The sequence below is a fragment of the Streptomyces sp. NPDC086777 genome, from assembly GCF_040702065.1.
Lineage (GTDB): Bacteria > Actinomycetota > Actinomycetes > Streptomycetales > Streptomycetaceae > Streptomyces.
The window spans coordinates 44,195-58,635 of record NZ_JBFBJI010000013.1 but is presented as its reverse complement, the minus strand read 5'-3'; the positions used below and the strand labels follow the sequence as shown (position 1 = coordinate 58,635).

Here is a 14,441-nt window from a genome sequence, read left to right as displayed (position 1 = left end):
AGGGTCCACGCGGCGCACACGGTCCACGGGCCCGCTCATGTCGCCGCCTCCGCGAGCCTGGCCAGCACCGTGTCGCGGGCGACCGCCACCGGTACGGTCTCCGCCGGGCCGGCGTCCTCGCGGGCTCTCAGCAGGGGAGTGAAGTCGACCGCCTCCACGACGTCCGCCGCGGTGCCGGAGTCCACCAGTTCCAGGCAGTGGTCGACCACTGTCAGCGTGGCCGTCACCAGAGCCGCCGTCTTCTCGGGGGCGCTGTAGGCGTCCGCCGGGGACAGCGCGTTCTGCTGGATCACGGCCTCGCGCAGCAGCCGCCCGGCGAGCACGCTGATCCGCTCGCGCGGCGGCAGGGCCGTGATGCCGACGAGTTCGACCAGGTCGGCCAGCCGGTCGGCCTCGGCGAGCAGCCGGGCGACCCGTCCCCGCCGGCTCGCCCAGTCCGGGTCCCCGGTGCGCGCGTGGGCAGCGGCCAGGGCGGAGGCGTCCCGGGAGAAGGAGTCGGTCCAGGAGAGGGCCGGGTAGTGGCGGGCGTAGGCGAGGTCGCGGTCCAGGCTCCACAGGCACCGCACGAACCGTTCGGTGTGCGCGGTGACCGGCTCGGTGCGGTCACCGCCCGGCGGGGAGACGGCGCCGAGCACGGTGACCGACCCGGTGCCGCCGCCGAGAGTGCGGACGGCCGCGGCCCGCTCGTAGAACGCGGCCAGCTGTGAGGCCAGTCCGGCCGGATAGCCCTCCTCGGCGGGGAGTTCGCCCATCCGCGAGGCGAACTCACGCAGCGCCTCCGCCCAGCGGGACGTCGAGTCGGCGATGACGACGACGTCGATACCCATGTCGCGGAAGTACTCGGCGACCGTGGCCCCCGTGTGCACACTCGCCTCCCTGGCCATCATCGGCATGTTGGAGGTGTTCGCTATCGTCACCGTGCGCTCCGACAGCCGGCCCCCGGTGCGCGGGTCGGACAGCTCCGCAAGCTCCTCGATGACGTCGGCCATCTCGTTGCCGCGCTCCCCGCAGCCGACGTAGACGATGACGTCGGCGTCGCACCACTTGGCGATCTGCTGGAGCAGCATGGTCTTGCCGGTGCCGAATCCGCCGGGGACGGCGACGGTGCTGCCCCGGGCCACCGGGAAGAGCAGGTCGACGGCGCGCTGCCCTGTGTGCAGCGGCAGCTCGGCGGGCACCCGCTCCGCCACCGGGCGCGGCCTGCGCACCGGCCAGGTCTGTGCCATGCGCACCTCGTGCCCGTCCACCGTGGCGAGCACGGCGTCGGCGGCGTATTCGCCCGCGGCGGCGACGGCGCCGACCGCGCCCGAGAGGCCGGGCGGAACCAGCAGCCGCAGGGGCACGGCGGCGGTGATGTCGCCGAGGGTGTCACCGGCCGCGACGCGCGTTCCCTCGGCGACCCGTGGTGTGTACGCCCAGCCGCGCCGGTCCACCGCGGCCTGCGGTCCGCCGGCCGGCAACAGGTCGCCGGCCCCGGACAGCGGCCGCAGCAGGCCGTCGAAGACACCCCCGAGCAGCCCGGGGCCCAGCCGCACCGCCAGCGGGTGGCCCTGCGGTTCGGCGGGGTGGCCCGGTGCCAGGCCGCCCGTGTACTCGTACGCCTGGACGGTGGCCGTCTCCCCCTGGACGGCGACCACTTCGCCCGGCAGCCGGGCGGTTCCCAGCAGCACCAGGTCGTGCATGGCCACGGAGTCCGGGCACGCCACCTCCACCAGCGGGCCGGCGACCCGCAGGATCCGGGAGGACGTAACGGTCATGGCCCGCCCCAGAGACTCTCGATCCGGGCGCCCAGGCTTTCCACCGCGCGGTCGGCGAGGGTGTCCGCACGGAGGTCGAGGTGGCGTCCGGGCACATCGGCGGTCACTCCGCCGCCCGGCAGGGCCGTGACCCGCGCATCCGCGCCCAGCAGCGCCCGAGCGGTCCGGGCCAGACGGTCGGGTGGGACGGCTCCCTCGGCCAGGGCCCGCCGTACGACGGAACGGACCGCGGCCCCGAGGTCCGCGTAGACCTCCGCGCGGGCGGCCAGTTCCCGGCTCCAGGCGTCCTCGGCGGCGCGCACCCGCACCCGGGTGGCCTCGGCGCGTCCGTCCCCGGCGCCCAGCTCCCGCGCCTGCGCGAGGACTCGCTCGGCGTCGGCGCGCGCGGCACGCAGGGTCTGCGCGGCGTCGGCACGCGCACGCTCCACCGCGGCCTCGGCCTCGGCCCGGGCGGCCCGGAGCAGTTCGGCGCGCACCGGATCCAGCTCGTCGGCAGGTGCCGTCATCGAGGCATCACCACCGTCAGCGGCCGCGCCGGGTCCGGCGCGGTGACCTCGGCCCCAAGCGTCTCGGCGGCCGTCGCGGTCAGGATCACCAGGGCGACGGAGCCAGGGAGTTCCCGCCAGGCGCGCCGGACCTCCTCCGGATGCTCCGCGGCCAGCACCTGGACCCCGGCCAGGGCCAGCCCGCCCACACTCGTCAGCGCCCCGATGGCAGCCACCGTCCCCATGGTCACGCCTTTCCGATCAGCAGGATCGCGACCACCAGCCCGTACACCGCGATGCCCTCCGCCAGCCCCACGATCACCATGGCCCGGCCGAACATCTCCGGGCGCTCGCTCAGCGCGGCGAGCGCGGCGGCCCCCGTGTAGGCGACCGCGACGGCGGCGCCGATCGAGGCACCGGCCACCGCGACGGCCGCCCCGATCAGGGCGGAGCCGCCCGCACCGCCGCCCCCGGCCGCGGCCTGTGCCGAGGAGGCTTGCGCCGGACCTGTGAACGCCGTGGCCAGGACGGCGCACGCGCCCGCCAGCAGGACCAGGTTGGTCGCCAGGAGCCAGCGGAAGGCGTGTCTGGTCCGGCGTCGCCGCAGCAGCCGTACGGCACCGAGGACCGCCACCAGGACCGGGAGCACGATCAGCCAGGCGAGCATGTGATCACCTTCTTGGGAGCGTGTCGGCGGGTTCCGCCGGAGGAACGTGCCAGGGACGGAACGGACGGCCCTCCGCCTCGAAGAGCCGGGAGAAGATCTCGTAGAACTCCAGTCGCAGGGCCTGCACACCGGCCACCAGGGCCTCCAGGCCGAAGGAGAGTGCCGTGCCGACGGCGAACAGCAGGACGGCGCCCGCCCACCAGGCCGCACCGCGTGCCGCCAGGCCGGTGGTGCCGCGCCACACCAGGTCCGCCAGCGCGGCGTGGGTGAGGCCGAAGGCCGCGAGCCGGGCGAAGGACAGCGTGTTGGTACCGGTACGTACGACGACGTCGAAGAGCCGTACCCCCGTCTCCGCGACCCCCGCGCCGCCGCCCGCCGTGTTCCGGAACAGCCCCAGCGCCACCAGCGCCAGCCCTGCGCACGCGAGCGCGGCTCCGGCCGAGGCGACCGGCGTCACGTAGAGGACCAGCCCAGCGGCCGCCGACGCGAGCCCCAGGTAGAACAGCAGCCCGGCCACACCGGACGCCGCGTACAGCCCCCTGGCCCAGCCGCCCTCCCGCACCCGGTTCACCGCGCCCGCGACATGCGCGAGGACCAGCAGCCCGGCCCCGAACACCACCGCCGCCGCCAGCAGCCGGGCCGGGCTCCGAAGCGGCGCCAGCCACAACACCGGCAGCACGCCGGTCGGCCCGAAGAACTCCCCGTAGGCGGCGCCCGCCAGCATCGCGGCCAGCCCGGCGCCCGCGAGGAACGGCCACAGGCGGTGCAGCCGGGCGAGCCGCCGGGACCGTCCGAAGCGCAGGGCCAGCGCGCCGAGGACCAGCAGGGCCCCGTGCCCGACGTCACCGAACATGATCCCGAACATCACGAGATAGGCCAGGCCCGCCGGCCACGACGGGTCGAGGTCCGCGTACGACGGTGTGCCGTACGTCGTCACAAGAGGCGTGAAGGAGACCTCCCCGGCGGGCCGCAGCAGCGTCGGCGGATCGGCGCCGCGCGGAGACGGCAGCGGCAGCAGCGCACCGCCCGCCGCCGCGAGCCGCTCGGCCACCCGGGGCACCTCGGCCGCCGGACACCACCCCGCGAGCGCCGACACCTCCCCCTGCCGCACGGCGCCTCGCGCGCGTTCCTCCAGTTCGGCCTCCCCGGCCAGCAGGCTCGTCTCCCGCCGGTCTTCGAGCCGGTCCAGGTCGGGTGCGGCGACGGCCAGCGCGGCACGGCCCGGGGTCTCCGGGCCGCCGCGCCCCTGAAGCCGCCGCAGCCGCAGCGCAGCGGGCCCCGGGGCCGTCTCCTCGACGCGGTCCAGCTCCACACAGCCCGCTTCGGCGATCCGCACCAGCGCGTCGCGCAGCGCCGCCCGCGGCACGACCACCGCCACACGGCGCATCCGGACCGGTGTCATCCCCTCAGGCCAGGGCATCGAACGCCTCCCCCGGCCGCCCGCCCCGGGCCGCCGACTCCAGGGCGGCCCGCACCCGCCAGGCGTCCACGGAGAGCACCGCGACCGCGCCGACGACCACGCCTGGCCCATGCCGGCAGTCCCGCAACAGGGCGGTCCCGTCGTCGTGCACCGACCGCCACCAGCGGACCTCCGCCCGCCACAGCTCCTGCGGCTCCTCGACGTCGGCCAGGAGCCGCCGGGCCGGCGCCTGCAGAACTTCGCGGAACTCCTGGTACGAGGCGGCGGTCGGCGCCCGTCCCCCGAGCAGCCGGGCCGCGTCCCGTCGTACCGGCTCCGGAAGGGAGCGGCCGTGCACGAACAGTTCACGCGCCGTCAGCAGGGCCGCGCGTGCGACGGCCCAGTCACGTGCCTGCGGCACGCCGAGAGCGGTGCGCCGCGCGGCGGCCATCCGCATGCCCGTGATCAGCGCCCACGGCGTGTCGTCGCCCGGATCGCCCCACGGGGACGCGGCGAGCACGGCACGCAGCTCCGCCGGGGTACCGGCCTCGGCAAGGCGCCGCCAGACCGTCTCCAGCGCCCCGAGCCGGTACGGCGGCCCCGGCGCGCCCGTGCCGCGGCCGCCCGGCGCGGCCAGTCTGGCGACCACGTTGGCGACCTCGAACCCCGAGACCAGCGGAACGAGCACCAGGGCCCCACCCCGCGGCAGCCAGCCCGCCAGCACCCTCAGATGCCACAACAGCGTCGCGGACACCGCGCGCTGGGCGTCAGGCAGCCCGGCCGCCTCCCGCACGTACTTGACGTACGGCGTCCCGGCCAGCCGCCGCAGCGCCTCATCGAGCGACGAGCACCCCGCGATCTCCCGCGCCCCGGCGGCACCCGGATACCGGTCGGCCATCGCCCGCGCCCGGACCGCTCCGGCCACCCACCCGGCGCTCATGGTGCCGCGCCCGTCCCGGCCGCCCGCAGCGCCTGCGACACCGTGTCCGCAACCAGGGCGGGCAGCCCCGCCCGACCACGCTCCCGCACCGCGTCGGCGGCCCGGTCCCCGGCGGCTCGAACGGCATCGGCCGCCCGCAGCGCGTCCCGTACGAAGGGTTCGGCAGCCTGGCGTCGTGCCTCGGGAGCCTGTTCCCGGGCGGCCGCCACGATGCCCGCGGCCTCTCGCCCGGCCTCTCGCCGGATCGTCCCGGCGGCCTCTTCCCCGGCGGCCCGGATCCGGGCGGCCTCCTGCTGTACGGTCGTCAGCCGGGCCAGCGCCGGGGCCAGTTCCGCGGCACGTTCCGCCTCCCGGTCGGGGGGCACGCCGGTGGCGGCCGCCCCCGGTGTCCCCGTCGGACGGAACCGCTCCAGGAAGTCCCGCAGACTCATGTCCCGGCCTCCTGCCGGTCGGCTGCTCCTCCAGTGTCACCGTCCTCGCCCGCGCCCGCACCGGATAGGGCCGTCACGCCGCCCCATCAGGGCCGTTCGGCTCTGGACGGCCGGCGGCGGACCACAAGACTGGAACGGTAGGCAACCCGAACGACTCCGGAGGCCACCGTGAACCAGCACGAGAACTTCTCCACCGGGGCCGAGGCACGACGGTCCCTGCCTTCCCGGCCCTGGAGCCCTGGGGAGGGCACCCGCCAGGACATGCTGGTGCGCTACCTGGGCGCCGTCGCCGCCGTGGCGGCCGAACACGCGCAGCCGGCGGGCCGGCCGTCGCCGCCCCCGGCGCAGACCTCCCCCGAACCCGCGACCGGCTCCGGGATGCCGTTGGTCCGGGACGTGATGGACGTGCCCGCCGCCTGCCTGCACGACGACCTGCCGTACCGGGAGATCGCCCGGCTGCTCGCACGCGAGCACATCGGTGCCCTGCCGGTCGTGGACGCACAGGACCGCGTGGTGGGCGTCGTCTCCGAGTCGGACCTGCTGGCGAAGGTCGCCTTCGAGGCTTCCGGCCGCCGTCCCGGACCGGTCGGCAGGCTGCGGGAACGGCGGCTGCACGACAAGGCCCAGGGCGAGACGGCCGCCGACCTGATGACCAGTCCGGCGATCACCGTGCTGCCGGGTGCCACCGTCGCGGAGGCCGCCTGGCTCGCCGCGCTGTCCCGGCTGAAGCGGATCCCGGTCACCGACCACGAGGGCAGGCTGGTCGGCGCCGTGGGCCGAGACGCGCTGCTGCAGACCCTGATCAGGGACGACGCCGGGATCCAGGCCGAGGTCGAGGACCGAATCCGCGCCGTCTGCGCCCCGGGCGACCGGACGTCCGTCACGGTGACCGTGCACCACGGCATCGTGGAACTGTCGGGCCGGCTTCCGGTGGCGACCAAGGCCCGGCTGGTGGCCGAGACCGAGGCGATCGCCGACGTGGTCGAGGTGCAGAACCTCCTCACCGCGGTCTGATCCCCGCTCCCCGCTGCACGAGCGCCGCGCGGGCCGCGGCCCGCCGGATTTCCGGGTCCGCGGTCGGCCCCCCTCTGGAAGGCGGACACCATGCCCCGCACCGTCACCGTGGGTTTCGACGGTTCGCCGGAGAGCCGCGCCGCTGCCGACTGGGCGGCCCATGAGGCGAGGCTGCGCGCCCTGCCCCTGAAGATCCTCCACGTCCGCGAGCCGGTGCCCCGGGACCCGGCACCGTCGTCCGACCCGGAGACCCGGCACGACCGGACCCACCGGGATCCCGCCGAGGACGCGGCGAAGCGGCTGCGCACGTGCCACCCCGGCGTCGAGGTGACCACCGACCGGGTCACCGGTGACCCGGCCGGCGCACTGGCCGAGGCCGCGGACGGGGCGGAACTGCTTGTGCTGGGCTCACGCGGCCTCGGCGGCCTCGACGGGTTTCTCGTCGGCTCGGTCAGCCTGTACGTCATCGCCCACACGGCCCGGCCCGTGGTCCTGATCAGGGCCGAGGAACAGCCGACTGGCGAGCACCGGAGGACATCCGCCCGTGGCTCCTCCGCCGCCGTGCCGTTCAGGCCCGTGGTCGTCGGTCTGGACACCGGTGAAACGGACGCGGCACTGCTGGACTTCGCCTTCGACGCCGCCGCGCGCCGGGGCGCGGCCCTGAGGGTCGTGCACGGCTGGACCGAGCCGCCCGGCACCTTCCTCCGCTTCCACGGGCTGGAGCTCCGTGCCTCACTCGAACGCCGGCAGGCCACCGCTCTGGCGGACGCGCTGCGTCCCTGGCAGCGGAAGTTCCCGGGCATCGACGTGATCGCGGCAAGCCGCTGCGGCAGCGCGGCCCAGGTCCTCGTCAACGCTGCCCGCGACGCTTCCCTGGCCGTCGTGGGCCGCCGGATCCGCACCAGCCCCCGCGGTGCCCACATCGGCCACGTCACCCACGCCGTCCTGCATCATGTGGCCGCGCCCGTCGCCGTGGTCGCGCACGACTGAGCCTTCGGCCACGGGAGAGAACCGAGCACTTCGGCTACGGGAGAGAACCGGACGCGCCCCGCCCTTGGGGCGGGGTCGGCCAGGTCAGGGCACGGGTGACGTCGGCGACGGTGAGGATGCCGACGAGCCGGCCCCGGTCGAGGACCAGGGCACGGCGCACGGGGCTCTCCTGCAGCCGGGGCAGCAGGTCGAGCACGGGTTCGTCCGGAGCGACGGTCACCACGTCGTCGAGGGGCAGCATCGCGTCTCGGGCCGTCGTGTGCGCACGCGCCTGCGGCTGCACGGCCTCCGCCCGGCGCACGGTGAGCAGGCCGGTGACCGAACCGTCCGCCGCCAGCACCGGGAAGGCCGCATGACGGTAGCGGCCGAAGGGCCCCTCGCCAAGGAAGTCGGAGAGGTTCGCCGTGGCGGGGACGGTGACGGGGGACGGTGTCATGACGCGACGCACCGGAACGCCTGCCAGGACGCCCCGGAGCTGCGCCTGGCGGGACTCCGCCGTAGCGGCGGCGATGAGGAACCAGCCGATCAGCGCGGGCCACAGACCTGAGAGGCTGCCGACGAACAGCACGTCCGCGAACCCGGTCACCACCATGAACCAGCCCAGCGCCCGGCCCGCCGCCGAAGCGCCCCGGGTGGCGCGCAGCCGGTCACCGGTGCGGTGCCACAGGTACGCCCGCAGCAGCCGGCCGCCGTCCAGCGGGGCGGCGGGAAGCGCGTTGAAGACGGCCAGCAGGATGTTGATCGCGCCCAGCCAGGCGACCGCCTCGACCACCAGCCCGGACACGCGCAACGCGTCCAGTCCCACGGCGGCCCCGGCGAGCACACCTCCGGCCAGCAGACTGGTGAGGGGGCCCACACCGGCGATCCGCAGCTCGGCGGCCGGCGAGGGAGCCTCGCCGCGCAGCCGGGCCGCGCCGCCCAGCATCCACAGCGTGATGCCCTCCACCTCGACACCGTTGCGCCGGGCGACCACGGCGTGTGCCAATTCGTGCGCGAGCAACGAGAAAAGGAACACGACGGCGGTCAGTACGGCGAGACCCCAGTACGCGACCGGGGAGTGACCGGGATGAGCGGCGGGGAACCGGCCGCGTGCCAGCGCCACGGTGATCAGCGCGACGATGACCACGACACTCCAGTGCAGACCGACCCGGACACCGGCGATCCGGCCGAGGGACAGCGACTCGTCCATGAACCTCGCCTCACCTTCCGGCCTGCGCATGGCGGGGACCACGCCCGCGGCACCTACAGCGTGCGACGGTGGCAGTCGTCCCCGGAGGGGGCCAACCGGCTCTCGTCGAGGACACTCGGCCCCCGACACGCCCAACGCCGACCGCCCAGAAGCGCATTTCATGCTCCCGACCACCACAGGAGCGGCCCAGCACGCTCGGCCCATCCGGGTCGTCCAGCCGGGCAGTGCCTCGCCGGTACCGGGACGCACGGCCTACGCCGACGCCGATTCGCTCCCCGGACCGTTCCACGGGCAAACTCTCCGGTACGCCCTTCGCCCTTCAAGCTGTGGCACCCCGCCCGCGTGGGATGTGCGGACTCGGCCGAGCCCCTCGCCCAACACCTGAGCCCCTCCCGGTCGGCCGACCGGCCGACCGCCGCTTCGGCATGCCGTACCCCGCCGGGGAGGCACAGCGCGGAAAGCGCCCCCGTCGATGTCGGACCCGTGCGCCGAGGGCAGGGGGAGGAGTGCGGTGGAGACTCCCGACGAACTACGCGTGCTCCTGCCGCAGCTGAAGCTGGACGATCCCTCTGCGGACCACGCTTCTCAGCACCCGATCTCCGCCCAGATCGTCTTCCCCTGGGCATGGTGACGTGTCCCCCAGCGATCGGCGAACTGGGCGACGAGCAGCAGGCCGCGGCCGCCCTCGTCATAGGTGCGGGCACGCCGCAGGTGCGGCGCGGTGCTGTTGCTGTCGGAGACCTCGCAGATGAGGGCACCGTCGCGGATGAGGCGCAATTGGATGGGGGGCTGCCCGTAGCGGATCGCGTTGGTGACGAGCTCGCTGATGACCAGCTCTGCGGTGAAGGCCACCTCGGACAGCCGCCAGGCCGCCAGTCTGGCCTCGACCTCCACGCGGGCTCCGGCCACCGCGGCCGGGTCGGAGGGCAGGTCCCAGGTGGCCACCTGACCGGCGTCCAGGATTCGGGTGCGGGCGACGAGGAGAGCGACGTCGTCCTGCGGTTGTGGGGGGAGCAAGGCCCGGATCAGATCGTCGCAGACGGCTTCCGGCGAGTGCGCGGACTCCTCCAGGCGCCGGAGCAACTGCGAGAGGCCGTTGTCGAGGTCATGCTCGGGTCCTTCGACGAGGCCGTCGGTGTAGAGCGCGAGGAGACTCCCTTCAGGCAGCTCCCACTCGACCGTTTCGAAGGGCAGCCCGCCCACGCCCAGCGGAGGTCCAGGGGGTACGTCGACGAAGTACGCCGTACCGTCGGGCGTGACGACGGCCGGTGGCGGGTGGCCCGCGGTGGCGGCCGTGCAGCGGTGTGCAACCGGGTCGTACAGCACGTAGAGGCACGTGGCGATGAGCTCGGTGGGAACGTCGGGACCGGACTCGATCTCGGGGTCCGGAGTGGGATCCTCTTCGGTCGCCAGGTGGCCGACGAGGTCGTCCAGGTGGACAAGCAGCTCGTCGGTGGGGAGATCGACGTCGGCCAGCGTTCGCACTGCGGTCCGCAGCCGGCCCATGGTGGCGGAGGCGCGCAGGCCGTGGCCCACCACATCTCCCACCACCAGCGCGACCCGCGCACCCGACAGGGGGATCACATCGAACCAGTCGCCCCCCAGCCCTGCCCTGGTACGGGCCGGGCGATAGCGATGAGCGACCTCGACCGCGTTCTGGGTGGCGAACCGCCGAGGGAGCAGACTGCGCTGAAGTGCCAGTGCGGTGCCGCGTTCGAGGGTGTAGCGGCGGGCGTTGTCCACGGCCACGGCGGCCCGCGCTGCGATTTCCTGGGCCAGGAGCAGATCGTCGTCCTGAAACGGCTCCTGGCGCTGGTGGCGGGTGAAAACGGCTACGCCCAGGGTGATGCCGCGGGCACGCAGCGGGACGACCATGATCGAGTGGACTCCGAACGTCCCGACCACCCTCGACCGCTCGGGGTCCGCCTCCCCCCAGTCCCTGATCGCCCGGTCCTGGGCCCGGTGGCGTGAGGAACGGCCGGTGGCCATACAGCGCACGGGCGGCGCGGACTCCGGGTAGTAGTCCACGTCTCCCGGCCGGATCACCGCTTCGGGCACACCGGGGAGCACGGACTGCTGCCCGGCGCGGCGCAGGGCGACGGTGCCGGTCGCGGACGGGCTCGGTTCGACCCCCCGGAACAGCGAGTCGAGGAGGTCGATGGTGACGAAGTCGGCAAGCCGGCCCACAGCGACATCGGCCATCTCCTGGGCCGTCTGCATCACGTCGAGAGTGCTGCCCACCTGTGTGCTGACGTCGTTCAGCAGGGCGAGTCGCTCCCGGGCCAGATGTTGTTCGGTGACGTCGAGCGCGGTGAGTTGCACACGTCGCACCTGCCCCGCCGGAGTCTTGAGCGGAGACACGGTGATGGACCAGACTCTCTCGCGCGCCTCGGGCCGGGCCCTGCCCCGCACGTGGAACTGCTCGGGTTTCCCGGTCTCGAACACATGGCGCATACCGTCCTCCACCGAGTGGCAGATGTGGGGCGGCATGATCTCGGTGACCCGCCGACCGCGCAGTTGGTCTTCGGTGAGAGCCAGTTCGCGAACGGCGCCGGCACTTGCTCGCAGGGCCCGCAATTCGGAGTCGTACACCATGACGGGCACGTGCCCCTGGGCGAAGGCTTCCTCTGTCGTCGCAGTGCCCTGCTCTGCTTCGTCCGGCTCGGTGGCCACAACGAGCCGTTGTGCATGGCCTTCGCCGTCCAGCGACGGATACGTGCGCAGCCACGCCTCCAGTCGCCGGCCGTCCCGGTGCCGGAGCAGGACGGCACCGCTTCGCCGGTCGAGGGCCTCGGTGAATCCCCCGTCGATGTGCGCGTCCGCATCAAGGAGACGGGTCGCAGGACGTCCGACGACGTCCTCGCAGGAGTAGCCCAGCAGTCGCTCGGCTCCTGGGCTCCACCCCGTGACGATCCCCCGCGCATCGACCACGGCCGAGGCCGCCGGATCCGGGAGAGCTCCGGAGCCATTACCAACGGTGTCGTCGCGCATTTGGATCATCGCCCATCCGGCACACGGAATCCGGAGCCGTGGGGAACCGGCGCCGCGGCTGCCGGCCGTCCCTGCCGCCCCCTGTCCTCCTCCACTTCTACCGTTCCCCGCGCACGCTCGCAGGTCGGCTCTGTGCCTGTCGTGTGGTCCCGCGCCGGGCCGAGTTCGACGAACCCGCGGTCGGGGCGCGGGGCGGGGCCGCGTGTGGGGCCTGGCCGTGTCTTGCGTATGGTCTCCGAGGCCGAGCTGTCGGCCAGCCCCGGGCAGGCCGAAGCCCCAGGTCAGGCAGCGGTGAGGAGGTTCTTCACCTCGACGACGTCGGCGAGGGCCTCCACCTCCGCCACGAGGCGGGCCGCGCCGGCCGGAGTCATCCGCCCCGTCAGCGCCACGATCCCGTCGTGAACGGTCACCTCCACGGCGTCCTGGTCGCCCGGCGAGCGGCACGCTTCGATCCGGTTCTCGCCCTCCGACCGAATTCCGGCGTCGTCCCTGATCAGGGCCCGCAGCAGGGCGTCGCGGCGCACGACGCCGACCAGGCGGCCGTCGCGGTCGGGGACGGGAGCCTCTTCAGCCGGGACAGCGCCGGAGCCAGGCCGCCTCGGCGACGGTCGCGCCCGGCAGCACCGTGATCGCGGGGCTCGTCATGAGGTCGGCGGCCGTCTCCCCGCGCGCCTTGCCGTAGAGCCGTCGCTCGCGCAGCCGCCCCATGGGTCCAGGCCGGTGACCGGAGGCCTCGAAGGCCACCTTGGCGAGCACATCGGATTCCGGGACGACGCCGACGACAAGGTCCTCGTCGTCCACCACCGGGAGTGCGCCGACCTGGTCGCGCGCCGGCAGCCGGGCGATGTCGCGGTACGGCAGGTCCTCGCGCAGTGCGGCGGCGGGCACCTCCATCGCCTCCCGCACCAGCCCCCGCCCGGACGAGGGCGGTGGCAAGGCGGTGGAAGGCCGGGAGCGGGTGGTGCCCCCCACCGGTCCCGTCAGGGCCTGCGCCTCGCTGCCGGCGTGTCCGGCGGCGGCCGTGGCCACGGCGGCCAGACAGCAGCGGAGCAGCATGTCCTGCCGTTGCGACTCGCCGGGGCTCCGGGGGCGGGCAGGCCGGTCCCGACGGGCCTCGGCCTCCGCGGAGAAGTTCTCGTGTTCGTTCACGGTGGCCTCCCGATTCCGTGGACTCGCCTTCCGTCCCGGTCTTTCGCTCCGACCGGGCCTGCCAAGAGCCGAACGGCCCGTGGGAAACGGCGTGCCCGGCGGACACGAACGTGCCCGAGATCGGCGACGAACTGGCGCCGGGCCGGGCCATGAACGCCCTCGGCCAGCAGCTTCTCAACCCCGCCGAATGCGACATCGAAGGCATGGGTACACCTCTGCCGGGCAGCGGCCGGAGGACAGGATGGGCCGTCTGAGGCCGGCCAGGGTGACGAGGCGGGTCCTGAGCCGCGGTAGCGCCGAAAGCGGCCCACGCCACGTTCCTGATGCCCGGCTTCCGTCCCATGCGGCGACACGGCACACGTGGCACGTTGGATACAACGGCATTCTGAGGAGAGGGTGGCGATCATGCATGCTCACCTCGGCGACCAACTCGTCGTCGAGAGCCCGGCGACCGGCGCAGCCCACCGCGACGGCGAGATCGTCGGACTCCACCACGAGGACGGCACGCCTCCCTACGACGTGCGCTGGTCGGACACGGATGAAGTCACGCTCGTGTTCCCAGGTCCCGACGCGCACATCCGCCACCTTGAGCGAGGGCATCCCGCGCTGGTGCGAGAGACGCGGCCGGAATCCACGTCCGCCGCCACCGTGCCCACCGGGACGGCGGACCCCGGCGACATCGGCCGACGCGTGGCCGTCGAGCGCCGTAGACGAGGGATAACCCGGGTGGAGACGGCCCGCCGCGCCAGGATGTCGCCCGACTATCTCGCCTATCTTGAGGAGCACCCGGCGGACCCGGGCCTGGGGACTCTCATCAGGCTCGCCGACGCGCTGGGTACCACGGTGACCGCGCTCCTGGGCGGCGGCATCGGTCGCCCGCCCGGCCAGGGACACGCGCTGTTGCACCCCCGGTTCCAGGAACTCGGCCCGGAGGAGTGCCGCACCCTGCTCTCCACGCACGGTGTGGGGCGCGTCGCCGTGTCGGGGGCCGACGACCGCCCGGTGGTCGTCCCGGTCAACTACGAGGTCGTCGACGAGGCCATCGTCTTCCGGACCGCGCCGGACTCGGTGGCCGCCAGGGCCGCGGAGACCGAGGTCGCGTTCGAGGTGGACCGCCTGGACGAGGCGTTCAGCGAGGGCTGGAGCGTCCTCGCCGTCGGCCCGGCCTGCGTTGTGACGGACCTGGCCGCCATACGCGGGCTCGCCCAGCGTGCCCACACGTCACCCTGGCCGGGCGGCGAGCGCGAGATGTGGGTGTCGATCCGGCCCACGAGCCTCACGGGCCGTCGGATCACCGCGGACGGTCAATAGCCGTTCCCCGGGCGATCCGCCCCGGCGTGCCGGGCCCCGGCCGGGAGCCGGTCGGCGTGTCGCGGCGGTCGGCAGACGGTGCGACGGTGTTCACAGGGGCCTGTCCGCAATCACCGGG

14 protein-coding genes and 1 pseudogene are annotated in these 14,441 nt (G+C 74.3%); 4 read left to right on the top strand and 11 right to left on the bottom strand.

All coding sequences use genetic code 11. From position 1 onward, the window contains the following. Positions 1-35 precede the first annotated feature (35 nt). Genes AB0472_RS19670 through AB0472_RS19640 form a run of 7 tightly spaced genes read right to left on the bottom strand, consistent with a single transcriptional unit; the run spans position 36 to position 5,679 of the window. Complete coding sequence (locus AB0472_RS19670) at positions 36-1,757, bottom strand: V-type ATP synthase subunit A (protein WP_366357736.1); 1,722 nt, start codon at positions 1,755-1,757, stop codon at positions 36-38. Then, entirely contained in the window at positions 1,754-2,263 is a 510-nt protein-coding gene (locus tag AB0472_RS19665) for a hypothetical protein (protein ID WP_366357735.1), read from the bottom strand. The genes AB0472_RS19670 and AB0472_RS19665 overlap by 4 nt, the downstream gene beginning before the upstream one ends. Further along, positions 2,260-2,487, bottom strand: coding sequence for a V-type ATP synthase subunit F (locus AB0472_RS19660; RefSeq protein WP_366357734.1), 228 nt, complete (start codon positions 2,485-2,487; stop codon positions 2,260-2,262). Before AB0472_RS19660 ends, AB0472_RS19665 begins: the two co-directional genes overlap by 4 nt. A gap of 2 nt (positions 2,488-2,489) precedes the next feature. Then, complete coding sequence (locus tag AB0472_RS19655; protein WP_366357733.1) at positions 2,490-2,909, bottom strand: ATP synthase subunit C; 420 nt, start codon at positions 2,907-2,909, stop codon at positions 2,490-2,492. 4 nt (positions 2,910-2,913) lie between these two features. Beyond that, positions 2,914-4,329 carry a V-type ATPase 116kDa subunit family protein gene (locus AB0472_RS19650; protein ID WP_366357732.1) on the bottom strand — a complete coding sequence of 472 codons (1,416 nt, stop codon included), beginning with the start codon at positions 4,327-4,329 and terminating at the stop codon, positions 2,914-2,916. Then, positions 4,316-5,248 carry a hypothetical protein gene (locus tag AB0472_RS19645; protein WP_366357731.1) on the bottom strand — a complete coding sequence of 311 codons (933 nt, stop codon included), beginning with the start codon at positions 5,246-5,248 and terminating at the stop codon, positions 4,316-4,318. Before AB0472_RS19645 ends, AB0472_RS19650 begins: the two co-directional genes overlap by 14 nt. Next, on the bottom strand, positions 5,245-5,679 hold the full coding sequence (locus AB0472_RS19640; protein WP_366357730.1) for a hypothetical protein: 435 nt from the start codon (positions 5,677-5,679) through the stop codon (positions 5,245-5,247). The genes AB0472_RS19645 and AB0472_RS19640 overlap by 4 nt, the downstream gene beginning before the upstream one ends. A 168-nt stretch (positions 5,680-5,847) precedes the next feature. Here AB0472_RS19640 and AB0472_RS19635 point away from each other — a divergent pair, with 168 nt between their 5' ends. Both AB0472_RS19635 and AB0472_RS19630 read left to right on the top strand, forming a co-directional pair. Further along, positions 5,848-6,693, top strand: coding sequence for a CBS domain-containing protein (locus AB0472_RS19635; protein WP_366357729.1), 846 nt, complete (start codon positions 5,848-5,850; stop codon positions 6,691-6,693). A gap of 90 nt (positions 6,694-6,783) precedes the next feature. Beyond that, positions 6,784-7,683 carry a universal stress protein gene (locus AB0472_RS19630; RefSeq protein ID WP_366357728.1) on the top strand — a complete coding sequence of 300 codons (900 nt, stop codon included), beginning with the start codon at positions 6,784-6,786 and terminating at the stop codon, positions 7,681-7,683. A 34-nt stretch (positions 7,684-7,717) separates the two neighbouring features. Here the strand turns inward: AB0472_RS19630 and AB0472_RS19625 are convergent, their stop codons facing one another. The 4 genes from AB0472_RS19625 to AB0472_RS19610 all read right to left on the bottom strand — a co-directional run bounded on the left by AB0472_RS19625 (position 7,718) and on the right by AB0472_RS19610 (position 13,012). After that, entirely contained in the window at positions 7,718-8,872 is a 1,155-nt protein-coding gene (locus tag AB0472_RS19625) for a site-2 protease family protein (protein WP_366357727.1), read from the bottom strand. A 585-nt stretch (positions 8,873-9,457) separates the two neighbouring features. Then, positions 9,458-11,863 carry a SpoIIE family protein phosphatase gene (locus tag AB0472_RS19620; RefSeq protein ID WP_366357726.1) on the bottom strand — a complete coding sequence of 802 codons (2,406 nt, stop codon included), beginning with the start codon at positions 11,861-11,863 and terminating at the stop codon, positions 9,458-9,460. Between the two features lie 281 nt (positions 11,864-12,144). Next, a complete protein-coding gene (locus AB0472_RS19615; RefSeq protein WP_366357725.1) occupies positions 12,145-12,387 on the bottom strand; it encodes a hypothetical protein in 243 nt (80 codons plus the stop codon). A 43-nt stretch (positions 12,388-12,430) separates the two neighbouring features. Then, the gene (locus AB0472_RS19610; RefSeq protein WP_366357724.1) at positions 12,431-13,012 is read right to left on the bottom strand and encodes a CBS domain-containing protein; all 582 of its coding nucleotides are present in this window, start codon (positions 13,010-13,012) and stop codon (positions 12,431-12,433) included. Between the two features lie 92 nt (positions 13,013-13,104). On the opposite strand from AB0472_RS19610, the pseudogene AB0472_RS19605 reads away from it, so the two are divergent. After that, positions 13,105-13,266 (top strand): annotated as a pseudogene (locus AB0472_RS19605) (dsRBD fold-containing protein); the annotation flags it as partial. Between the two features lie 151 nt (positions 13,267-13,417). Beyond that, positions 13,418-14,323, top strand: coding sequence for a DUF1918 domain-containing protein (locus AB0472_RS19600; protein ID WP_366357723.1), 906 nt, complete (start codon positions 13,418-13,420; stop codon positions 14,321-14,323). Positions 14,324-14,441: the final 118 nt, after the last annotated feature.